Source organism: Photorhabdus stackebrandtii (assembly GCF_011189495.1).
In the GTDB taxonomy this organism is placed as follows: domain Bacteria; phylum Pseudomonadota; class Gammaproteobacteria; order Enterobacterales; family Enterobacteriaceae; genus Photorhabdus; species Photorhabdus khanii.
In genome coordinates, this window is record NZ_PUJV01000007.1 from 179,264 (window position 1) to 202,289 (window position 23,026).

Genomic DNA, 23,026 nt, shown 5'->3' on the forward strand with positions numbered 1-23,026 from the left:
ATATCAGTGGTTCACAGTATAGTGATCATTGCAAACAATAGCTTTGCTTTTTATCACTGATTTTGATTAGTTTTCTGGTCCAGATAGCGATAGCTTAATCGGTTCAATTGCGAAAGTAAGCGTTTTTTCGCTACCGTTTATCACAATATAGCGAATGGCACCGATGTTATGGCTGAAAAATGGCAATTTTTTGCTGTTTTTCAGCAAATTATCAATATTCTCTTTGCTTTGTTCCTGTGAGAGGGTTGGATTAAAGTGGTGCATTAACGCTATCATGTACTGTTCTGTCAGAATTTGATTTTTCTGAGTTTCTGTTTCATTTTCTGATGATAGTAGTGTCAGTTGCAGGCTTTTGATTTTTTCACTTCCTCGTTCCAGTACTGCCGAGGAGTAAAGTTTTTCATTGATTTTGCTGGCAGCTCGTGTCAGTGGCAGATAAATGTCTTTGCCGGTAATGACCCGATACTCGTGTAATGGCAATGCCGGGTTGCGGCGATTATATTTTTCACGAAACCGCGGGATAGTTTCATCAAAAGAGGGGGCATTTGGCATGAGGTAGGCCGCTTGCGCTATAGGTCCAGTTGTTTTGGATGTATCGGCATGGGTTACCAATGGTAAGCCCGTGTTGCTTGCCACTAACGTTATTACCAGAAATTTATTAACGTCCATTTTCATGTTGCCGCTCGCTTGGGTTAGACTGCACCGAAAAACAGAATACACGATTGGAAGAGAATAGATGACATTACAACAATGGGGTTTTTCATTTAAAGGGCGAATTGGGCGACGGGAATTCTGGATTGGTATCGGTGTTTGTCTGGCCCTGATGTTTGTTATCTTTACTATTCAGGGAATGAGTTCTTTGACCATGCACTATGCTGTTTTTGCACTGGTTTTGGTGATGTATCCTGCGGCGGCAATAATGGCGAAGCGTTTACATGATCGCAATAAGCGGGGAGGCTGGTCGCTGCTTTTATTGCTGGCAGGGTTGCTGATTGCCGCTGATGGGGGTGGTATGGAACCATTCTGGCAATGGGGGATTGGCCGTTTTATCCCCACATTAATCATCGTTATGATGGTGCTTGATTGCGGTATATTCCGTGGCACGGATGGGCCAAACCGGTTTGGTGAAGGGGCAGAAAAAGTGGATTTTATTTCTGCCAAAGATGATTGACATTACCAGTACTGTTCGCTGGTGATATGCCCTGGTTTGCGGCGCAGGTGTTTTGTCATTCCACGCTGTTCTTTTAGTAGTTGTTGGGTATCTTTCACCATTTGGGGGTTGCCACATAGCATAATATGGCTGTTGTTGCTGTTCATCGGCAACCCAACAGCCGCCTCAAGTTCGCCATTCTCAATCAATGCCGGGATACGGCCAGTCAATGAGCCAGGGTTTTGTTCGCGGCTGACGATCGTTTGAATGCGTAATTTGCCGTTGAAGCGCTGAACTAATTGTTCCATTAAGGGCAGATAGCTTAAATCTTGTGTTAGCCTGACTGCATGTACCAATACGATGTGCTCGAATCTGTCCAGATAATCCCCTTGCTGAAGGATTGACAGATAAGGACCAATGGCTGTCCCCGTTGAAAGCATCCATAATGTTTTGCAATCCGGTATTTCATCAAGAATAAAAAATCCGGCGGCTTGTTCTGTAACCAATAGGTCATCACCGGGTTGCAGTGCGGCTAACCGTGGGCTGAGTTTGCCTTCTGGAACCGTCACTAAATAGAATTCAAGATTATTATCTGCCGGTGCATTAACGTAAGAGTAGGCTCGTTGAACCCGTTCATTCTCTATTTCCAGTGCCAGCTTAGCGAATTGACCCGCGGTAAACTCTTCAACCGGTGCATGCATCCTGATGCTGAATAAGGTATCCGTCCAGTGAATAATTTGTGTAACTTTTCCTGTAACCCAGTTTGCCATTGGAACTTGTCTCCTATCCTGAAACCCCGGAACAGTTTGTTTTTATGTCGTTATTTTAGTCTATCGATATAAATACTATTATCGATTCTGTGTCATAGGGACATGAGTCCATTTTTCTTAATATCTGGTTTGAATAGTCGGGGTTATCTTAATAGTCGATAAGAATTTCAGTAGAAAATTCAGAAAATTAACAGCTTTCTATGCTATAAATCTTATCTATAAATATGGAGATAAATTATCAAAGAAATATTCTGATTCTATCTACGAGCTAATAAAAGGTCTGTCAATATTAGGCTTTATGCTAGATCTTAATGTGCGATTCAGTTTTAAAAGAAAATTTCTGAAGGTAGGAAATAAATAGAATTTCAAAGGGTAGAAAATTCCACCCTTTCCTTATCTTTCTATTAGAAAATCTTAGCTTTTATCTTCCCAGTCTTGCGCGCGGGCAACTGCTTTTTTCCAGCCATTGTATTTGTAATTTCGTTCGGTAGTTTCAATACCCGGACGGAATTCTTTTTCAATGGTGGCTTTGCTTTTCACTTCATCCAGATTTTGCCAGTAGCCTACAGCCAATCCTGCGAGGAATGCGGCTCCCAATGCGGTGCTTTCACGCACTATAGGGCGTTCTACGCGGGTACCCAGGATATCTGACTGGAATTGCATTAGGAAGTTATTGGCAACGGCGCCGCCATCTACACGCAAGGCTTGTAATCGGGTACCTGCATCTGCTTGCATAGCATCCAATACATCACGGGTCTGATAGGCAATGGATTCTAGCGTTGCACGGATAATGTGATTACTGTTTGTCCCACGGGTCAGGCCGAAAATGGCGCCACGGGCGTAAGGGTCCCAGTAGGGTGCGCCAAGACCGGTAAAAGCGGGAACCACATACACGCCGTTACTGTTTTTAACTTTAGTGGCAAAGTATTCGGAATCAGCAGCATCGGCAATGAGTTTCAGTTCATCACGTAGCCACTGAATAGAGGCGCCACCAACGAAAACCGCACCTTCAAGTGCATAGTTTACTTCCCCGCGGGGACCACAGGCGATGGTTGTCAGCAAACCGTGGTTGGAGCGCACGGCATCTGTACCAGTGTTCATCAGCAGGAAACAGCCTGTTCCGTAGGTGTTTTTCGCCATACCGGGCTGAACACAAAGCTGACCATACAGAGCAGCCTGTTGGTCACCCGCAATGCCAGCGATAGGGATCCGGGTGCCGCCTTTACCGCCGATATTGGTCTGACCATAAATCTCAGAAGATGCATGGACGGTGGGTAACAGAGCGCGTGGGATTTGTAACTCATCAAGAATATGTTGATCCCACTCCAGATTGTGAATATTGAACAGCATCGTACGGGATGCGTTGGTGTAATCCGTAACGTGGACACGGCCCTGGGTCATTTTCCATACCAGCCAGGTGTCTACAGTACCAAACAGTAGCTCGCCTTTTTCAGCCCGCTCACGGGCACCTTCAACATGATCCAGAATCCATTTTACTTTGGTACCAGAGAAGTAAGGGTCCACGACCAATCCTGTGTTCTGGCGAATATATTCTTCCAGACCTTCTTTTTGTTTCAGTTTGGTACAGACATCTGCGGTACGGCGACATTGCCAAACAATGGCATTGTAGATGGGTTTACCGGTTTTCTTTTCCCAAATAATCGTTGTTTCACGTTGGTTGGTAATCCCAATGCCGGCAATCTGATCAGAACTAATATCCGCTTTCGCTAATACTTCTACCAACGTTGAGCTTTGGGTTGCCCAGATTTCCATGGGATCATGTTCGACCCAGCCCGGTTTAGGATAAATTTGAGTAAATTCTCTTTGGGAAATAGAGATAATATTGGCGTCGTGATCAAGAATGACTGCCCGGGAGCTGGTTGTTCCCTGATCAAGGGCGACAATATATTTTTTCTCAATCATATTTTCTGTTGTCATGATAATAACCTGTTCTGGTGATGCTCTACTTTAGGCTTTCTTTTTGCTCTGGTCTTTGGTTTTGTGGGCATCAGATGGCAAATGACGACCAATAAGTTTGCGGTAGCCGAATGCACCTATAATACCGCCGATAATCGGAGCGGTCAGAGTAACCAGGCAGTAAGGAATTTCACGTCCACCCGTCAGGGCGATATCTCCCCAACCTGCCAGATAAGCAATGAGTTTAGGGCCAAAGTCACGGGCCGGGTTCAGGGCGAAACCGGTTAATGGGCCAAATGCGCCACCAATAACGGCAATCAGAATACCAATCAGTAACGGAGCCAGAGGCCCGCGCGGAACACCGTTACCATCGTCAGTCAGTGACAGAATCAGACACACCAGCGCTGCGGCAATGATGACTTCTACCATAAATGCTTGAGAAATAGACAGTGATGCCATCGGGTAAGTGGAGAATACTCCTGCGGTAAACAGGCTTTCAGGGGTGCCGCGAACGATATTATGTACTTGCTCGTAATCAAGGAATACGCTGTAGTACATCATGTAGATGATAGCGGCAGCGACAAAACCACCGATCATTTGGGCAATAATAAAAGGAATGACTTTTTTGCCCTCAAAACGGGCAAACAGCCATAAGGCAATTGTCACCGCCGGGTTAAGGTGACCACCGGAAACACCGGCGGTGAGATAAACTGCCAATGCGACACCCATCCCCCAAATAATACTGATTTCCCACAAGCCCAGTTGTGCGCCGGCAATACGGGCAGCGGCAACACAACCTACGCCAAAGAAAACCAATAGTGCGGTACCAAGAAACTCAGCGATACATTGTCCGGTTAATGTCGTGCTAGTAGTTTGGCTCATATGTTCTATCCTACGAAGAAGATTTTAGAGTGGTAATTATTATTTTCGCCTTTCAGTATTGAAAGGAAGGTTCTGTAAATTTATCGTTAATGCGCGGAAACGAGAAATAGCGAAATTGAAATGTGTGTGTTGTGTCAACAAAATGAGCAGTTCCGCATTTTTCTGGCGTTTTGCTAAAAATTAAAGTGTGAGACACTTTGTCGTTTTTATTTGATAGTTATTTCGCATGTGTTGGGGATGTTGCTAGACAGGGGCGCTTCGGCTACATACAATCAGGCGATTGCTTATAAGGGGGAACCGAGAATGTCATTTGAAGTTTTTGAAAAGCTGGAAGCCAAGGTTCAGCAGGCGATTGATACTATTACCCTGCTACAAATGGAAATTGAAGAATTAAAAGAAAAAAATAAGTCTTTGTCTCAGGAAATTGAAACCGCAGCCAGTAGCCGTGAGTCTCTGGTTCATGAGAATGAGCAATTAAAACAAGAGCAGCTAGTATGGCAGGAGCGTTTGCGTGCCTTGTTAGGCAAAATGGAAGATGTTCAGTAATTACAAATTGCCGGCAGACAAAAAAGGGCGATCCAAAAAATCGCCCTTGATTTTATACGCTGTCGTTAGATGATCTCTTCATCTTCGCTGTCATCAAGTGCCAGTGGCTCTTCGGATAGAATGATACCGGTATTGTCAGCATACAGATAATCGCCAGAGAAGAAGGTTACACCACCGAAATTTACCCGGATATCGCTTGCTCCGGTTCCTTCATCACGACAGCCAGCAGGGATGGCCGCGATAGCCTGAATACCAAGGTCGAGCTCTGCCAGCTGGTCAACCTGACGTACCGCACCGTAAACGACAATGCCTTCCCATCCATTTTGCACAGCGAGTTGTGCCAGTTCTGCGTCAATCAATGCCTGACGTACAGAACCACCACCATCTATCAGTAAAATACGGCCGTGACCGTTGTCTTCAAGCAGGTCGTAAATTAACCCGTTGTCTTCAAAACATTTAACTGTGATGATTTGACCACCAAATGAAGTACGCCCACCAAAATTAGAGAACATAGGCTCTACCACATTTACTTCTTCTTGATAGATGTCACAAAGCTCGGAAGTATCATATTTCATAGGATTTACGTCTGGTTAAGGTATGGAACAGTAAGTATATCCCTTTCAGGCTGATGTTAGCAAAATCATCAATAACTAAGAATAAGTCCAGCCGAAAACAGAATGTTAGTCAGCAATGCTGCTTTAACCATGTGTTCCAGCATTGGGCGCATACTTTCTGGTGTGGGTTCGTTAAGCACATACCACATGTGTTTGATCAACAAAGGCAACGCGAGCAGGAACAGCCAACCGGACCAGCCTGGCAGGTTTTGTATGGTAAACAAAACCAAGCAGAGGATTGATCCGATGATGAGACAGGCATGATAGTAGCGGGCTTTTTGGGGGCCGAGACGGACAGCAAGGGTGTTTTTGCCATTCTGCTTGTCATCTTCAATATCACGCAAGTTATTAATATTTAAAACAGCAGCGGAAAGAAGGCCGCAGGCAGTTGCTGGCAGCATGACAATCGAGTCAAAAAAACCCGATTGAAGATAATAAGCCCCGGCAACACTTAACCAGCCAAAAAATATCAGTACGGAAATATCACCAAGCCCCATATAGCCATAGGGTTTTGTGCCGATTGTATAGGTAATTGCAGCAACAATTGCCAGCAGACCAAGGACCAGAAAACCTAATATGTCCCTGGGTTCTTCACAGGCAACGGCAATGAGGGTAATTCCAGATAAACAAGCCAGCAGCACAGTAATCTTCAGTGCTTTTTTCATCTGCGAGGCGGTGATAACGCCTTTTTGCATACCGCGCAGCGGCCCGATACGTTTTTCGGTATCACTTCCTTTGATAACATCGCCGTAATCATTGGCGAGATTGGACAGAATTTGCAATATAGCCGCTGTTAGCAGAGCCAGTAGGGCAACAGGCAGCTTGAAATGCCCTGTCCAGACAGCAAGGGAGGAGCCGGTAATAATGGCTGCAAGGGCGAGTGGCAGCGTTTTAGGGCGTAAACTTTCCAGCCATGCTTGAGTTTGATTGATGGGAGTTGGTGAGTTCATTTCTACGTTAACTTACTCCTTTAAATATTATAAAAAATAAATGGGAGGCTTGCCTCCCATCAATAATTATAGCGGATAAGGAATCGTATATTCCGATTATAGGATAAATCGGCTCAGATCTTCATCTGCAACCAGCTCATCTAAATGTTCTTTGACGTAATCAGCATTGATATCAACTGATTGGCCAGGACGTTCGCTGGCGTCAAAAGAGATATCTTCCATCAGTCGCTCAAGGACAGTATGCAAGCGACGCGCACCGATATTTTCAGTTGATTCGTTTACCTGCCATGCTGATTCAGCGATTTTGCGAATGCCATCAGCGGTGAAGCTGATGTTCATTCCTTCTGTTGCCATCAGGGCTTTATATTGTTCCGTCAGGGATGCATTGGGTTCAGTCAGAATACGCTCAAAATCTTCTGTGGTTAGTGCCTGTAATTCCACACGGATCGGTAGACGCCCTTGTAATTCAGGGATCAGATCAGAAGGGCTGGAAACCTGGAATGCGCCGGAGGCGATAAACAGGATATGGTCTGTTTTTACCATGCCGTGTTTGGTGGATACCGTACAGCCTTCCACCAGTGGCAATAGGTCACGCTGAACACCTTCACGGGAAACATCAGGGCCGGAAGTCTGGCCGCGTTTACAGATTTTGTCGATTTCATCAATGAAGACGATACCGTGCTGTTCAACCGAATCAATGGCCTGTTGTTTCAATTCTTCTGGGTTAACCAGTTTAGCGGCTTCTTCTTCCACCAGCAGTTTGAAAGCATCTTTGATTTTCAGCTTACGGGATTTGTGTTTCTGACCGGCGAGATTCTGGAACATGGATTGCAACTGATTAGTCATCTCTTCCATGCCAGGAGGCGCCATGATCTCTACGCCCACCGGCGTGGTAGCAACATCGATCTCGATTTCTTTATCATCAAGTTGACCTTCACGTAACTTCTTACGGAATGCCTGACGAGCAGCTGAGGGTTCAGATTGCGTCTCCGCTTGTCCCCAGTTATTTTTTGCTGGTGGGATCAAGACATCAAGGATGTGCTCTTCTGCCAGTTCTTCAGCTCGGTAACGGTTTTTTTCAATGGATTGCAGACGAACCATTTTAACCGCTGCATCGGTCAGATCACGGATGATAGAGTCGACTTCTTTACCAACATAGCCAACTTCGGTGAATTTTGTCGCTTCAACTTTGATGAATGGTGCGTTTGCCAGTTTTGCCAGCCGCCGGGCGATTTCGGTTTTACCGACACCTGTTGGGCCAATCATCAGAATATTTTTAGGCGTCACTTCATAACGCAGCATTTCATTCAGCTGCATACGGCGCCAGCGGTTACGGAGTGCGATAGCTACAGCGCGTTTCGCTTTGTCCTGACCAATGATGTGGTTGTCAAGTTCGCTGACAATTTCGCGTGGAGTCATTTCAGACATACTATCTACCCTTACGCTTTTGAAGGAAGTTCTTCGAAGTTGTGATTATGGTTGGTGTAAATACAGATATCACCAGCAATTGTCAGTGCTTTCTCTGCAATTTCTCTGGCATTGAGAGTGGTATTTTCCAGCATTGCCCGTGCAGCAGATTGCGCGTATGGACCACCGGAGCCAATGGCAATCAGGTCATTTTCCGGCTGAATAACATCGCCGTTACCTGTAATGATCAGGGAGGTGTTTTCATCTGCGACTGCCAGCAACGCTTCCAGTTTGCGTAGCATGCGGTCGGTCCGCCAGTCTTTGGCAAGTTCAACGGCCGCCTTGGTCAGATGTCCTTGATGCATTTCAAGTTTACGTTCAAATAGTTCAAACAGAGTAAAAGCGTCTGCTGTACCGCCAGCAAAACCCGCGATTACTTTGTCATTATAGAGGCGGCGAACTTTGCGGACATTGCCTTTCATGACGGTATTACCCATCGTTGCCTGTCCATCACCACCGATTACGACTTGGCCGTTACGGCGAACACTTACGATTGTAGTCACGAGTAAGCCCTTGGTTACAAAAATAGATAAATGTGACGCACGGTACTTTCGACAGTGTATATGGCTATCGAAAATACCGTGTGCACGGTGTTAGCAGTATAAATGGGGGAGAATTATCATTTTTCAACCCCCAGTAACACGGAGAATGCAACCCTGTACTCCAGTGCTTTTCAGGCGTTCCTGCATTTTTCCTGCGGTGCTTTTACTGTAAGGGCCAAGAACGACACGATGCCAGCCGTCTCCTGTTGTAATTTGGCTTTCGATACCGGCAAATGCCAGGCTGGCGCGTACGGATTCAGCCTGGTCCATATTGCGGAATGAGCCACATTGCAAAATTACACGTTGTGCATTTTCTGATGGTTTAGGCTTGCTGGTTTCAGCCGGTGGCGGTGTATGTGGCTGAACGGGCTGAGTTTGCATTTGTTGTTGTGGCCTTGTTTCCAGCGGTTGCTGTGCCTCTGCTGATGGTTTGGTGATCACTTGTGAGCGTGGCACTTGAACGCCGTTGTATGGAACTTCTGGCAGGGCAGTCGCTGGTTGGCGCATATCTGCTTGCATTTGTTCAAGTAACTGCCGTTGTTCTGCGGTCAGCGGAATTCGTGAATTTGTCTGCCCGCTGGCTGATGGCTCGCGTGGCGTCGCGATACCAACAGGGCGATTTTCCAATTCTTTGATATAGCGCCAGCGCTCTTCTGGTTTTGGCGGTAATCCATTATTTTGCTGGGGATGTTTTGGTAGTACGTCTGGCGCGCTTTCTTGTCCATTGTGGGTAATAAAGTAAAGGCCACCAATAAAGATAACGACCAATGCTACCGCGACTGCCAGAGTGGTTTTGGGCAGCCCCTGAGACTGGTATTTTTTCTTATCGTTGTTTTTACGGCGGGCACTTGAACGCCCGCGACTCACATAATCTCGTTGTGCCACTGTCTAATTCGCTGAGTTATTTAAATAAAAGGAAATAAACGACATGTTACTTAACTTGGAGTTATTTGCCTAGCTTTTAGGCGAACAGGTGCTTTGCCGGATGATTAATTCAGATTCCAGTAACTGGGAACCGCCAGATGTTGTATGGCCCTGGATTTGATCCAGCAACAGCAACATTGCTTTTTGACCAATTTCATAACGGGGCTGTCCAACGGTTGTTAATGGGGGATCGCTGTACATGGCCAGACTTAAGTTGTCGAACCCAATGATTGATAAATCTTGCGGTATGCTTAAGCCCATTCTTTTAGCCTGCCACATAACACCAATCGCCATTACATCGCTGTGGCAGAAAATGGCTGTGGGGGGTTCCGGCAGAGACATCAGCTGTTTGGTCAGCTTTGCGCCACTTTCATGGGTAAAGTTACCCTGGACGATATAATCTTCACGGATTGCCCCGCCAGAACGGCGCAATGCCTGAATATATCCCTGAAGGCGATAGCGGCAAAGCAGGATATCTTCCGGTCCGGAGATACAGGCAATGTGTTTATGCCCTAGTGTTTGCAGGTAATGAGTGGCATTGAATGCGGCGGTCAGGTTATCAATATGAATAGTCGGCAGTTCCAGCTCTGGCGCAAATTCGTTTGCCATTACCATAGGAGGCAGGTTTTTTTGTTCTTCTTTGCTGGCGTCAAATGGGATATTGGATCCAAGCAGCAACAGGCCATCAATTTGTTTGGTGACAATGAGGTTGAGAAATGTGTGTTGCTGTTTTTGCTGATGTTGACAATCACCGACTAAAACCAGGTAACCTTGTTGCGTTGCTGTCTCTTCAATACCGCAAATCACATCAGTGAAAAAGGGGTCACTGATATTCGGCACTATGACTAAAACCGTTTTTGATTCATTGCGCTTAAGATTGCGGGATAAATTATTTGGGTAATAACCCACAGCCAGTACAGCCTGTTCCACTTTTTGTCGTGTCTGGGAAGAAACTTTCTCTGGATTCATGAGTGTTCTTGATACTGTTGCGGTAGAAACGCCAGCCACTTCAGCGACATCTTTCATCGTTGCGGAGGTGCCATTCTTTTTCTGCTCCAAAACTCACTCCTCATTTCCTGACTGATTAGTTAAACGATTGTCATTTTCTGGTTGCCGGGAGACCGTCAGTGACGTTAAGCAAGTCACGACATTTGGTTTAAGGTGATGACAATGTTATTAAGGGACCATTCTAAACAGTTTGGCAAATTCGTTTATTCCTTAGTTTGCAAAAAAGTGTGATATAAATCATTTATTCGATATAGCTCGCAAATTAGTGAATAATTTTTTATTGATTAAGGATGACTCAGGGTGACTTTACTCAGTCGCAAATAGAAGTATGTTTAATCTGATAAAGTTATATGTTTTAAAATAAAGGTGATTAATCACTAACCATCCGTTGGATCAACATCAATATTCCATTTTACTTTCCGGGTTTGTGGCAGAGCCATTATTTGTGGATAAACCATCGTCATGATTTTTTGTAAAAAAATTCTGGATGGATGTTGAATCAATAGTTGCCAGCGATAACGACCACTTCTTTTGGCCTGTAATGCGGGAACCGGCCCCATGATCCATAGGTTATTATCACGCAGAGGATGATTTTCAAAAAGCAGACGCAATTGCTGTAAAAAAGCGGGTGCTTGCTGATTATCGTGATCTTCTGATCGCAAGATAATATGGCTGGTAAATGGCGGCAGAAATACACTTTGGCGTTCATCCATCGCCTGAGTCGCGAAGGCGTCATAACCTTTATTCAGTAAAATTTGCAGTAACGGATGGTCAGGATGATGAGTTTGGAGAACCACTTCTCCCTGTTTACCTGCCCGGCCGGCCCGGCCAGAAACTTGCGTATAAAGTTGTGCGAAGCGTTCTGCTGCCCGGAAATCTGCTGAGAACAGGGCGCCGTCAACATCCAGCAAGGCGACCAGTGTGACATCGGGGAAATGGTGGCCTTTTGCCAGCATTTGGGTACCAATCAGTATACGGGCACCACCGGCATGAATGTCGGCCAGTTGTTGTTCTAGTATTCCTTTGCGGCTGGTGGTATCCCGGTCAATGCGGGTAACCGGTACATCAGGGAACAATGCTGTAATACCGTCTTCAAGTTGCTCTGTGCCAAGGCCAACAGGTTGAAGATGAGTAGAACCGCATTGTGGACACTGACGCGGAACCGGGCGTTGGCTGTCACAATGATGGCAACGCAACTGACGATGGTGTTGATGCAAGGTGTAATAATGGTCACAGCGTTGGCATTCTGCAATCCAGCCACATTCATGGCAGAGCAGAGCAGGTGAGTAACCACGGCGGTTGAGAAACAGCATTACTTGATTATTGGCTTGCAGATGTCCTTCAATACGCTTTATCAGTGGTTGAGATAACCCGACTTTGAGTGGCAAGCCTTTTAAATCCAACAGATGTTGAGTCGCTGGTTGGGCATGACCTGCTCGTTTGGATAATGTTAACTGGCGGTATTTGCCCTGTTGCACATTATAAAGTGTCTCCAGCGCCGGAGTCGCAGAACCCATAATCACCGGGATATTCTCTTTTTTTGCCCTGAATACCGCCAAATCACGAGCATGGTAACGCCAGCCCTCCTGTTGTTTGTAAGAACTGTCGTGTTCTTCATCAATAATGATGACGCCAAGGCAGGCAAAGGGTGTAAATAAGGCTGAACGTGTACCGATGACAATTGCGTTCTCACCACGTTGTGCCCGTAACCATACAGCAAGGCGTTCACTATCATTCAGGGCTGAATGAAGCACATCAACCGGTGCATTGAAGCGTTCTCTGAAACGACGGATTGTTTGTGGTGTCAGGCCAATTTCCGGTACAAGTATCAGCGCTTGTTTACCTTGCGCCAGAATATTTTCCAGTACACTGAGATAAACTTCAGTTTTACCTGATCCGGTAATACCGGCTAGTAACCAGGGAGAAAATTGCTGGTCCTCCGCACGGATAGCACCAACTGCTGTGGCTTGTTCCGTATTTAATTTCAGGCGTTCGCCGGTGATTTGGAAGTGACTCCGCCAGTTCTGAGATTCAGGTTGCACTGGGTATAAATCAATAAGTGACTTCTTTTTGAGTGACAGGAAGGCACTTTCGCTTAATTCCAATTCTGTAATCTGATGGCGATATATCGCTTTTCTGCGTAGTGTTGCCAGCACCTGTTGCTGCTTAGGTGAACGTTTCAATTGCGCCAAGGGTATTTCAGCTCCCGCCGAAGTCAGTTGCCATTGCCAGAGCGGGGCAGATTCAGCGGGCTTTCCTTGACGAAGCAGTATCGGCAATGCATGGAACAGCACTTCTCCAATGGGATAATGGTAATAGCTGGATGCCCAGAGTAATAATTGCCAGAGATCTTCTGAAAACAGGGAGTGAGTATCGAGAATAGATTCTATTGATTTCAGTTGTTCTGCTGGAATATCACTACTATCAGTGGTTCCGGTGACGATGCCAATTGCCTTGCGGTTGCCAAATGGGACGATTACCCGCATCCCTGCAACAGGTAATTGAGTTTCTGTGGGCAACAGATAATCAAAAGAGCGGGCAAGGGGGATAGGCAGGGCAACCTGAACAACAGCCATAAAATTATTCCTGGCAATCAACAAATAAAGCAAAAATTGTCTATTAGAGTATCATAGACAATCAACGGATTTCATTGCGGGATAAGCAGATATTCTGTATGATCCGCCGCCTTTGGTGCAAAAGATACCAAACTTATTTTATCAACACGACGTGTGGTGTCTGGCGGCAACAGGGCTGGATAGCGACGCGGCCTTAACAGAGGTTATCCCATGAAAAAAGATATTCATCCTAAATATGAAGCAGTTACTGCAACTTGTTCTTGCGGTAATGTAATGCAGATCAAATCTACCGTTAATCACGCTCTGAACCTGGACGTATGTGGTCAATGCCACCCATTCTATACTGGTAAACAACGTGATGTTGCTACCGGTGGTCGTGTTGATCGCTTCAACAAACGTTTCAACGTTCCAGGTGTTGGCAAGTAATTGCGGATTTGTGTCTGCTTATAGAGCAGGCCACTGGTACGAACACACGCCCGATGTTTTGCATCGGGCGTTTGTATTTAAATCAGTCATTCTGTATTTAATATAGTTAAAAACCCCCTGAATTTCGCAGGAGGTTTCGTTGTGCCACTATCAATATTCCCAGGTATCGGGATCAATGCCTAATTCACGCATGATCTCTTTGGCAGCTTCTGGGATTTCATCACTACGTTCTTTACGTAAATCAGCGTCATCGGGCAGTGGTTGCCCAGTAAATGCATGCAGGAATGCTTCACACAGCAATTCACTGTTAGTCGCGTGACGCAGGTTATTTACCTGGCGGCGGGTGCGCTCATCAGTGAGGATCCTCAACACTTTCAAAGGAATTGAAACTGTGATTTTCTTCACTTGTTCGCTTTTTTTGCCATGTTCAGCATAGGGGCTGACATATTCACCGTTCCACTCAGCCATGGGGTACCTTAAATAGTTGTGAAGTCATAAAATTAAGCCGGATAACAGAACCCGCTTTCGTTGCAAAATATTGCCATTTTATCGTGATTTCCTTATCAATTATACAGTTATAGTATATGCGATAAGCTAATGACTACTAATAATAAAAGCAGCATAGTTGTGATGGATAATTATCCCATTACTTAATCTAACCGTAAAGAGGTTTAGATGTCTAGATGTATTGACGTCTATTGTGGTGGCGGGTATTCTTCCCTGATTCGAATTTATGACAGGCAGTGGTGACTGATATGACACGCAAACAGGCAACAATAGCAGTTCGCAGTGGGCTGAATAATGATGAGCAGTATGGCTGTGTTGTTCCGCCTATTTATCTTTCCAGTACATATAATTTTACTGATTTCAATCAACCGAGGGCACATGATTATTCCCGGAGGGGTAATCCAAGCCGCGATATGGTGCAGAGGGTATTGGCTGAACTGGAGGGGGGAGTAGGTGCTGTTATGACCAGCAGCGGCATGTCAGCGATTCACCTGTTATGCACGGTTTTTCTTAAGCCGGGCGATCTGTTGGTTGCTCCTCATGACTGTTATGGTGGCAGCTACCGCTTGTTTGACAGCCAGAATAAACGCGGTGCTTATGAAGTGGCTTTTATCGATCAGAGTGATAAACAGGCGTTAAAACAGGTATTGTCCAGAAAGCCAAAGTTGGTATTAGTTGAAACGCCAAGTAATCCTTTATTGCGTATCGTGGATATTGCCCATATATGCCGGCTTTCCCATGAGGTTGGTGCGACAGTGATTGTCGATAATACTTTCCTGAGTCCTGTATTACAAAAACCGCTGGAATTGGGGGCAGATCTGGTTGTTCATTCCTGTACTAAATATCTTAACGGACATTCTGATGTTATTGCCGGAGCCATTATTGCAAAGGATGAAGATATTGCGACGGATCTTGCCTGGTGGGCGAATAATATTGGTGTGACCGGTGCGGCGTTTGATAGTTATCTTCTGTTGCGAGGGATGCGTACTTTATCGCCACGGATCCTTTTACAGCAAAATAATGCGCTAGAGATTGTGAATTATCTTCAACAGCAACCGTTAGTGAAGAAACTTTTTTATCCTGCTTTGAAAGATCATCCAGGGCATGAAATTGCCTGTAAGCAACAGTCCGGTTTTGGCGCAATGATAAGTTTTGAGTTAGATGGCAGTGAATCGGCAATACGCTGTTTTCTGTCTGAGTTGAAATTATTTACTTTGGCGGAATCATTGGGCGGCGTGGAAACGTTGATTTCCCATACTGCTACCATGACTCACGCGGGAATGTCAGCACAGGCAAGGGCGGAAGCGGGTATTACGGATTCACTGTTGCGTGTTTCTGTGGGTATTGAAAATAGTCAGGATTTAATCGCTGATTTGGAAAATGCATTTCAGGCAGTAGTAAAGGAGTGACCATGAGTGCACTGGCAGTAGCAGGGGCGGAAAATGGCCGCCAATTACATAAGTTTGGTGGAAGTAGTCTCGCGGATGTGAAATGTTATCAACGGGTAGCCAAGATTATGGCTAATTACAGTCAACCTGGTGATTTAATGGTGGTATCCGCGGCAGGCAGTACAACCAACCAGTTAATTAACTGGCTTAAGCTCAGCCAGAACGATCGTATTTCTGCCCATCAGGTACAGCAGGTTTTGCGCCGTTATCAGCAGGATCTTATCAGAGGTTTGCTGCCTGAAACTGTTGCTGAAGAATTGGTGAAGTATTTTATTGCCGATCTTGAAAGGTTGAGTGCATTACTGGATAAGCCGGTGAGTGATGTGACTTATGCGGAAGTTGTGGGTCATGGAGAGATCTGGTCTGCACGTTTGATGTCAGCGGTACTTGAAGCTCAGGGTATCCCCAGTGACTGGGTGGATGCCCGTCAGTTTTTACGTGCGGAACGGGCGGCTCAACCTCAAGTTGATGTTGACCTTTCTCAGCCATTATTGAATCAGCTGTTAACGCAACATCTTAATAAGCGACTGGTTGTAACGGGGTTTATCTCCAGTAATCATGATGGAGAAACGGTTTTACTGGGGCGAAATGGCAGTGACTACTCCGCGACGCAAGTTGGTGCTCTGGCAGGGGCTAAACGGGTAACCATCTGGAGTGATGTTGCGGGTGTTTACAGTGCTGATCCGAGAAAAGTAAAAGACGCTTGTTTGTTACCTTTATTACGTCTGGATGAAGCGAGTGAACTTGCTCGTCTTGCCGCACCTGTGCTGCATACCCGTACCTTACAGCCTGTTTCCGTCAGTGATATTGATTTACTGATGCGTTGCAGCTACCAACCGGAGCAGGGCTCCACCCGTATTGAAAGGGTTCTGGCTTCCGGGACTGGGGCAAAGATTGTCACCAGCCATGATGAAGTTTGTCTGATTGAGTTGCATGTGGCTGCTCATAATGATTTTAAACAGATATACAAAGATATTGATCTGTTGTTAAAACGGGGACAAATCCGCCCACTGGCAACCGGTATCCATCCAGACTGTAATCTGATTCAGCTCTGTTACACTGCCGAAGTGGTAAATAGTGCATTGGAGGTTTTGGAAGATGCTGCGCCGCCGGGGAAACTTTCCCTGAGAGAAGGATTGGCGTTGGTGGCGCTGGTTGGGGCGGGTGTATGTAAGAATCCATTGCATTGCCATCGTTTTTATCAGCAGCTTAAAGATCAGCCGGTAGAATTTATCTGGCACGCGGAGGATGGCATCAGCCTAGTCGCTGTGTTGAGGACCAATCAGACTGAGCATGTGATTCAGGGGTTGCATCAGAGTTTGTTCCGGGCTGAAAAGCGAATTGGCCTGATTTTGTTTGGTAAAGGGAATATCGGCTCCCGTTGGTTGGAGTTATTCGCCCGTGAGCAGAAAAATATTTCTGCCCGCAGTGATTTTGAATTTATTCTGGCAGGTGTGGCGGATAGTCGTCGGAGTTTACTCGACTATCAAGGGATTAATGCCAGCCGGGCATTAGCTTTCTTTGATGCTGAAGCGACAGAGCATGATGCCGATGAGCTGTTCCTGTGGATGCGGGCGCATCCTTATGACGATCTGGTGATCCTGGATGTGACTGCCAGTGAAGAACTGGCCCGATGTTACAGTGATTTTGCCAGTTATGGTTTCCATGTTATCAGTGCTAATAAAATTGCTGGCGCTTCCAGTAGTAACGATTATCGTCTTATTCGTGATGCATTTGCCAAAACCGGTCGTCACTGGTTTTACAATGCAACTGTTGGCGCAGGCTTACCGATCAACCATACAGTGAGAGATTTACGCGAGAGTGGCGATACCATTTTATCCATCAGTGGTATTTTCTCCGGTACGCTATCCTGGTTGTTTCTGCAATTTGATGGTTCAGTGCCATTCAGTGATTTGGTTGAACAGGCGTGGCAGCAGGGATTGACCGAGCCTGATCCACGTATTGATCTGTCTGGTCAGGATGTCATGCGTAAACTGATTATCCTTGCCCGTGAAGATGGCTATGAAATTGAGCCAGAGCAGGTGCGTGTTGAGTCACTGGTTCCGAAAGAAGCGGAATCAGGTTCTATTGAGCAATTCTTTGATAACAGCAGTGCTATCAATGAACAAATGGTACAGCGATTGGCCGCGGCACAGGAAATGGGCATGGTATTGCGCTATGTTGCCCGTTTTGATGCGAATGGTAAGGCGAAAGTTGGTGTTGAGGCAGTACGTCCTGATCACCCATTGGCTTCCTTGTTACCGTGCGACAATGTGTTTGCGATTGAGAGTCGTTGGTATCGTGATAATCCGCTGGTGATCCGTGGACCGGGTGCCGGTCGTGATGTTACAGCCGGCGCGATTCAGTCTGATCTTAACCGTTTATCACAACTGCTTTAGGTTGCAAAACCCTCATTTGTTATCTGATGTGATTTCCTTTGCTTGATATTTGAGGTAGCGAGAGGATTGGTGTGCTGTAAGGACACGCTTCTTCATCGTTGCCTTGGGTATCTTGATCTGCCAAGTCAATATAAATAAAGCCAAATATTCTTTGATGAATTTTTTTCCGATTCAGGATGAATATTACTCACTATCTTAACTCAAACTTATTGTTGACTAAAAAATCCCAATCCCTCATCTTATTTAGACGTCTAAACGTATGGGTGGTTAGGTGTTTAGATGTGTAAATAAAAGTAACTGGCAAATTATAAGACAGGAAATTATTCCGCTTGTTTAACGAGGTACAGGGTATGAGTTTTTTTCACGCTAATCAGCGAGAGGCACTGAATCAGAATCTGGCTGAACTGGAAGGGCAGATCCGTGTTTCATTTGAATTCTTTCCACCGCGTACAGTTGAGATGGAAAAAACCCTGTGGAAATCCATTGGTCGTTTGAGCACTCTCAAGCCTAAATTTGTTTCCGTTACTTATGGGGCTAACTCTGGTGAACGTGACCGTACCCATAGCATTATCAAAGGAATAAAAGAGAAAACCGGTCTTGAGGCTGCTCCGCACCTCACCTGTATTGATGCCAGCCGCGATGAATTGTGCGAAATTGCCCGTGATTATTGGAATAATGGTATTCGTCATATTGTGGCTTTGCGGGGTGATTTACCTGATAACAGTGAAAAACCCAAAATGTATGGGGCTGATCTGGTTGAATTACTTAAAAAAGAAGCTGATTTTGATATTTCAGTGGCTGCTTACCCGGAAGTTCATCCGGAGGCGAAAAATTCTCAGGCTGATCTGATTAGCTTGAAACGAAAGATTGATGCGGGTGCGAACCGTGCGATTACTCAATTTTTCTTTGATGTGGAAGGTTATCTGCGTTTTCGTGACCGTTGTGTTGCCGCTGGAATTGATGTTGAAATCGTACCGGGTATTCTGCCGGTGTCCAACTTCCGTCAGCTGAAACGTTTTGCGACAATGACCAATGTTCGTATTCCGAGCTGGATGACCAGAATGTTTGAAGGGCTGGATGATGACCCTGAGAGCTCTAATCTGGTTGGTGCTTCTATCGCAATGGATATGGTGAAAATTTTAAGTCGTGAAGGTGTAAAAGATTTTCACTTTTATACCCTGAACCGTGCAGAATTGAGTTATGCGATTTGTCATACATTGGGTGTTCGTCCTTAATCATTGGCTCTTATTAAGAAATGTCGCTTAGTAAGAGCATATTTTTTCCGCTGTATTGATATGAATGGTAAATTCTTATTATATTTGTGAATATTAAGGTTAATATACTTTTGATATTTAATTTTATATAGCTGAAAGGATAAAGGGGTTTTAATGTTAATAAATAATTTATTGTTATCAATTAAATGATTAGTCGAATCTGCCAGTTGAAATTAATATTTTATTACATAAAATTTACTGATTTACTGATTTACTGATTTACTGATTTACTGATTTACTGATTTACTGATTTACTGATTTACTGATTTACTGATTTACTGATTTACTGATTTACTGATTTACTGATTTACTGATTTACTGATTTACTGATTTACTGATTTACTGATTTACTGATTTACTGATTGTTTATCCTGCCATGTTTAATTCATTTGTCTGCGATTTTATACTCTGCTTATTTTACATTAGCCTAACCTGCTGTAATCATTTAAAAACGTGAATGTAGAAATATTAAATATTTTAGATCAGGAGCGGATTTAATTTAATAAATGTAACTTTTTAGCAGGATAGTTAATGGTATTTAATAGAAAATCATTAACCGTTAATAGCGAGTTGAAAGTAAATCTTCACGTAAAAGAATATTATCCGAATAAGATAGGTGTTTAAGCGTTTTCACTCCGGTTATTTTATGAAGAAAACCGTAAAAATAACGCAATAAAAAAGGGATAAAACGGTTAATTTGGCAGGATTTAAACCTTGATAAAGGGGCTGATTATCCGAGAAAACAGAAAAGGATATTTTTATATTATCAGGCTATTTACTTGCTGATTTATGAAGGGTAGATTCGACTAATAAATAGATGTTGATACTCTCTCCTATGCTAAAAATGTGAGATCTCGCCCTGATTTGACCAATGATATCGTTCTCATCCTTCTTAAGTTAGCGAAATAGTTCAATTTAAAGTGAGATCTTGCCCTGTTAGCTGCCGTGTGTTCGAATGTAGCCATATTCATCTTTAAATCAAATCGAGCAACAGCAGCCATGAGTATTTTCCTATAAATACAGTAAATTAATGTACGCAGCATTTTTCTGTATAAAATCTGAGAAAGCAAGTTTGTTTGAATGTTGAGTCGGTAACGGAAATCTTCTGATACCCAAAACAGACAAAAGTCTGGTCACTTTTTTACATAAGTAGGGCAGGAAAAATACTAAGATATTCTTAATTAACTCAACCTAATTTTGGAAAAGATAATGCCAATCTCACCCATTAGCGGCCGTATGCCACTTAGCCAAATGCAAGCTCCTCAGCACGCTGCCGCCTCTCCTCTACTCGAACAGGGCAACCGTCTGTTCGAACAGTCTGTTCGACGTGGTTTGCTGCATTTCCAGAGTTCGGATCTCAAACAGTTGATCACTGAACTGCGCCAATTGCAGAGTGCCCCCAGCAGCGGGCAGGCCCAACGGGTACAAGATGCTATCCAGCATTGGGAGAATCACAATCCCAAAGAGGTGGCGGCCCGTGGCACCCGCCTCACCGAACTTAAACAGACCCTGGCGGAACAGGGTGCTATGGTGCGTACCCTCCAGCCGAAGGTGGTGACGACCGGTCTCCAGGCCGTGTTACAGCAGGCTATGCCGACCTTGCAGAAGATGGAAACCTATGCATGTACTGATGCAGGCACCTTTGTTAGCAAGCAGAACCCTAATTATCAGAAGATTATGGAGAGATTACGGTTATTCAATGATAACCCTGAGCGCCAGAAGGTTAACAGCCAGGCCAACATGATGTCCAACATGGCAGCCATCGCCGCCAAGCGAGGCAACGTCAGCCTCAACCAATTGCAATCCATCGCCCGCCATGTCGCTCAGGCCCAGGCTGGCTGTTGCACTACCCTGGCCTACTCTGCGGCAGCCGAATTGATGAAGCACAATCAAGACGACCAGCAGCGTATTGAGGTAGTCGCTCATCGTGGCTCCAAGGGGCATACCCAGACTCATTGCTTCGTGGTAGTCGGTCGCGATCCCAACAGTGAGCTTAGCAAACCCGAAACTTGGGGGTCCCAAGCACGCGTCATCGATCCTTGGGCTGCGACCATAGGTGGCAAATTGCAAGGTACACCGGGTAATCCTCCGATCGCCAACCTGTGGCCACCGACTGAATCCGTGTTTGACAACCATAAAGAGTAATCATGTTCAATCTCCTATTATCGGATCTGTGCCGGCTCCTGGGGCAGACCGAGGAGTCCCTGCACCCGGAGGGGCTTGATCTGCCGCTTGGCCCTTTTAGCCTGCATATCCGTCAACGTGATGAGCTGGTAACTTTGTTTATTCCGCTGGGTGATGTCCAACCCCGCTCTTTGGCTACATTAGCCGACTGGCCGCCGTTGCAATTGAGCCGCAGTGGCGAGGGTGAGACTCTGCTTTGGAGCCGAGAATGGCTGGAAAAGCTGGATGCTGAGTTGCTGGCCAGCTTAGTCGGACGGATGTTACAGCAAGCTAGGGACCTTGCGGCTACATTCCCTACCACTGAAAACCAAGGATGGCCGCCATTAGGTATTCAAGGGACCTCGTGGCACAAAGTTTAGCAAAAGTCGCTGTAAACCTTCGCCTAATGCGGGCGGGAATATCAGGCGAAAAAACCGAATGGCTTGATTACGATGAGAATTAATGCCAGAGTCAGTTACCTCTATGCCAGCGCGCGCAATCGCTCAGTGTTGTGGTCAACAGCTCAATATCATTTTTGATATCTCTGATAATGGCTACAGCCGAGGTTTCTCTGACAGAAATAGGTGGTGTTAAATAAGCCGATTTCACCAGCGTGATGCGTAATGGTAAAAAGATGCTCAAGGTGCTTGAATCTGTCATATAGCAGGAAACTATCGGCGTCGATACTTGCGCATAAAAATGAATAAGGGCGGTTTCCCGGCCCTTACAGATTTAAGTGGGTTTCCACAGCAGGTCAACGAATGTTGATCTGCGTTGACATAGTATTATGAGGCCAGTTAGTGGAAGTGTTCTGGTATCTGAATAGACCATTCTGGTAGCCGTCAAGGCTGTATTCCTTAAGGAAGCCAATCACAATTTGGCCCGCAGCGCACGGCCAAGTGTAGTACCCGCCTGTAATACAAACTGGTGTAGAAGAGTACATTGAGCCTGGTAGTGTACCGCCGTTCATCCCAGCAATGGGGTTGAATCCGTAGCCAATCTCCAGAACGGCGGCGCGAAGCAGGTTTCCTCCGTGATTACAGTTCGTCACCGGCAAGTTGAAAGTGTATTCCCATCCGCAATTTGTCGAGCCAACGGCATAGACCCACATATTGGTTAGCGGAGGTGCGGGGATGTAAGCTATCTCAGGCTTAATGTTGCGCTCCTTCTCGTCGGCGCGGATGGGGCTCTCAGGGTTAGGTAGCAACTGGGATTGTGCTGTCAGGGCATTTTTAGCAGCAGGGGCTTCCTGTGGTTGCTCTGTTTGGGCATAGGCATTAACACTAAACAGGGAAGCAAGAGATAACAAAATAGCAAGTTTACTTTTCTTCATGATTGAACCCTCTTAGAAATGGAAAGGCACAATTCTAGGGAAGTGAATCAAAATCACATTATCAAATTTTATTTATGTAATGAGTGGAGCTTAGCCGGCTCTTGTTGTGTCTTTTGCTTAGTGGAACAGA

General features: G+C 45.3%; 22 protein-coding genes. 8 read left to right on the forward strand and 14 right to left on the reverse strand.

Annotated features, from left to right (window positions below; all coding sequences use genetic code 11):
- Positions 1–66: 66 nt before the first annotated feature.
- Positions 67–675, reverse strand: a complete 609-nt coding sequence (locus C5470_RS08500) for a DUF1454 family protein (protein WP_166287741.1) — start codon at positions 673–675, stop codon at positions 67–69.
- A gap of 61 nt (positions 676–736) precedes the next feature.
- Here C5470_RS08500 and C5470_RS08505 point away from each other — a divergent pair, with 61 nt between their 5' ends.
- Complete coding sequence (locus C5470_RS08505) at positions 737–1,171, forward strand: DUF805 domain-containing protein (protein ID WP_166287744.1); 435 nt, start codon at positions 737–739, stop codon at positions 1,169–1,171.
- Between the two features lie 2 nt (positions 1,172–1,173).
- Here the strand turns inward: C5470_RS08505 and fpr are convergent, their stop codons facing one another.
- From fpr to C5470_RS08520, 3 genes are all read right to left on the reverse strand, one after another.
- Complete coding sequence (gene fpr / locus C5470_RS08510; protein WP_166287747.1) at positions 1,174–1,920, reverse strand: ferredoxin--NADP(+) reductase; 747 nt, start codon at positions 1,918–1,920, stop codon at positions 1,174–1,176.
- 414 nt (positions 1,921–2,334) lie between these two features.
- Positions 2,335–3,858 (reverse strand): glycerol kinase GlpK, encoded by a 1,524-nt coding sequence (gene glpK / locus C5470_RS08515; RefSeq protein ID WP_166287750.1) that lies wholly within the window; start codon positions 3,856–3,858, stop codon positions 2,335–2,337.
- A 30-nt stretch (positions 3,859–3,888) separates the two neighbouring features.
- Positions 3,889–4,719, reverse strand: a complete 831-nt coding sequence (locus tag C5470_RS08520) for an MIP/aquaporin family protein (protein WP_036844885.1) — start codon at positions 4,717–4,719, stop codon at positions 3,889–3,891.
- A gap of 303 nt (positions 4,720–5,022) precedes the next feature.
- Here C5470_RS08520 and zapB point away from each other — a divergent pair, with 303 nt between their 5' ends.
- On the forward strand, positions 5,023–5,265 hold the full coding sequence (zapB, locus tag C5470_RS08525; RefSeq protein WP_036844887.1) for a cell division protein ZapB: 243 nt from the start codon (positions 5,023–5,025) through the stop codon (positions 5,263–5,265).
- Positions 5,266–5,330: 65 nt separating this feature from the next.
- On the opposite strand, the gene rraA is transcribed toward zapB, so the two are convergent.
- From rraA to priA, 7 genes are all read right to left on the reverse strand, one after another.
- Positions 5,331–5,840 carry a ribonuclease E activity regulator RraA gene (rraA, locus tag C5470_RS08530; protein WP_036844890.1) on the reverse strand — a complete coding sequence of 170 codons (510 nt, stop codon included), beginning with the start codon at positions 5,838–5,840 and terminating at the stop codon, positions 5,331–5,333.
- Between the two features lie 68 nt (positions 5,841–5,908).
- The gene (locus C5470_RS08535) at positions 5,909–6,829 is read right to left on the reverse strand and encodes a 1,4-dihydroxy-2-naphthoate polyprenyltransferase (protein ID WP_166287753.1); all 921 of its coding nucleotides are present in this window, start codon (positions 6,827–6,829) and stop codon (positions 5,909–5,911) included.
- Between the two features lie 96 nt (positions 6,830–6,925).
- On the reverse strand, positions 6,926–8,257 hold the full coding sequence (gene hslU, locus C5470_RS08540) for an HslU--HslV peptidase ATPase subunit (protein WP_166287756.1): 1,332 nt from the start codon (positions 8,255–8,257) through the stop codon (positions 6,926–6,928).
- 11 nt (positions 8,258–8,268) lie between these two features.
- Positions 8,269–8,799: an ATP-dependent protease subunit HslV gene (hslV, locus tag C5470_RS08545; RefSeq protein ID WP_166287759.1), complete on the reverse strand. Its 531-nt coding sequence runs from the start codon at positions 8,797–8,799 to the stop codon at positions 8,269–8,271.
- 123 nt (positions 8,800–8,922) lie between these two features.
- Complete coding sequence (gene ftsN / locus C5470_RS08550) at positions 8,923–9,723, reverse strand: cell division protein FtsN (protein ID WP_166287762.1); 801 nt, start codon at positions 9,721–9,723, stop codon at positions 8,923–8,925.
- 69 nt (positions 9,724–9,792) lie between these two features.
- Positions 9,793–10,821 (reverse strand): DNA-binding transcriptional regulator CytR, encoded by a 1,029-nt coding sequence (cytR, locus tag C5470_RS08555; protein WP_166287765.1) that lies wholly within the window; start codon positions 10,819–10,821, stop codon positions 9,793–9,795.
- A 326-nt stretch (positions 10,822–11,147) separates the two neighbouring features.
- On the reverse strand, positions 11,148–13,346 hold the full coding sequence (gene priA, locus C5470_RS08560) for a primosomal protein N' (protein ID WP_166287768.1): 2,199 nt from the start codon (positions 13,344–13,346) through the stop codon (positions 11,148–11,150).
- A gap of 210 nt (positions 13,347–13,556) precedes the next feature.
- Between priA and rpmE the strand changes: the two genes are divergently transcribed.
- The gene (rpmE, locus tag C5470_RS08565) at positions 13,557–13,772 is read left to right on the forward strand and encodes a 50S ribosomal protein L31 (protein ID WP_036844905.1); all 216 of its coding nucleotides are present in this window, start codon (positions 13,557–13,559) and stop codon (positions 13,770–13,772) included.
- A 150-nt stretch (positions 13,773–13,922) separates the two neighbouring features.
- Here the strand turns inward: rpmE and metJ are convergent, their stop codons facing one another.
- A complete protein-coding gene (metJ, locus tag C5470_RS08570) occupies positions 13,923–14,240 on the reverse strand; it encodes a met regulon transcriptional regulator MetJ (protein ID WP_166287771.1) in 318 nt (105 codons plus the stop codon).
- A gap of 287 nt (positions 14,241–14,527) precedes the next feature.
- Between metJ and metB the strand changes: the two genes are divergently transcribed.
- The 5 genes from metB to C5470_RS08595 all read left to right on the forward strand — a co-directional run bounded on the left by metB (position 14,528) and on the right by C5470_RS08595 (position 21,943).
- On the forward strand, positions 14,528–15,688 hold the full coding sequence (gene metB, locus C5470_RS08575; protein WP_166287774.1) for a cystathionine gamma-synthase: 1,161 nt from the start codon (positions 14,528–14,530) through the stop codon (positions 15,686–15,688).
- Positions 15,689–15,690: 2 nt separating this feature from the next.
- Entirely contained in the window at positions 15,691–18,126 is a 2,436-nt protein-coding gene (locus C5470_RS08580) for a bifunctional aspartate kinase/homoserine dehydrogenase II (RefSeq protein WP_166287777.1), read from the forward strand.
- Between the two features lie 350 nt (positions 18,127–18,476).
- Positions 18,477–19,361 carry a methylenetetrahydrofolate reductase gene (metF, locus tag C5470_RS08585; RefSeq protein ID WP_166287780.1) on the forward strand — a complete coding sequence of 295 codons (885 nt, stop codon included), beginning with the start codon at positions 18,477–18,479 and terminating at the stop codon, positions 19,359–19,361.
- A 1,248-nt stretch (positions 19,362–20,609) separates the two neighbouring features.
- A complete protein-coding gene (locus tag C5470_RS08590) occupies positions 20,610–21,545 on the forward strand; it encodes a hypothetical protein (RefSeq protein ID WP_166287783.1) in 936 nt (311 codons plus the stop codon).
- 2 nt (positions 21,546–21,547) lie between these two features.
- The gene (locus C5470_RS08595) at positions 21,548–21,943 is read left to right on the forward strand and encodes a type III secretion system chaperone family protein (RefSeq protein WP_166287786.1); all 396 of its coding nucleotides are present in this window, start codon (positions 21,548–21,550) and stop codon (positions 21,941–21,943) included.
- A gap of 91 nt (positions 21,944–22,034) precedes the next feature.
- Here the strand turns inward: C5470_RS08595 and C5470_RS08600 are convergent, their stop codons facing one another.
- Positions 22,035–22,223 carry a hypothetical protein gene (locus tag C5470_RS08600; protein WP_036844915.1) on the reverse strand — a complete coding sequence of 63 codons (189 nt, stop codon included), beginning with the start codon at positions 22,221–22,223 and terminating at the stop codon, positions 22,035–22,037.
- Positions 22,224–22,317: 94 nt separating this feature from the next.
- Complete coding sequence (locus tag C5470_RS08605; protein ID WP_051477284.1) at positions 22,318–22,896, reverse strand: YolA family protein; 579 nt, start codon at positions 22,894–22,896, stop codon at positions 22,318–22,320.
- Between the last annotated feature and the right edge of the window lie 130 nt (positions 22,897–23,026).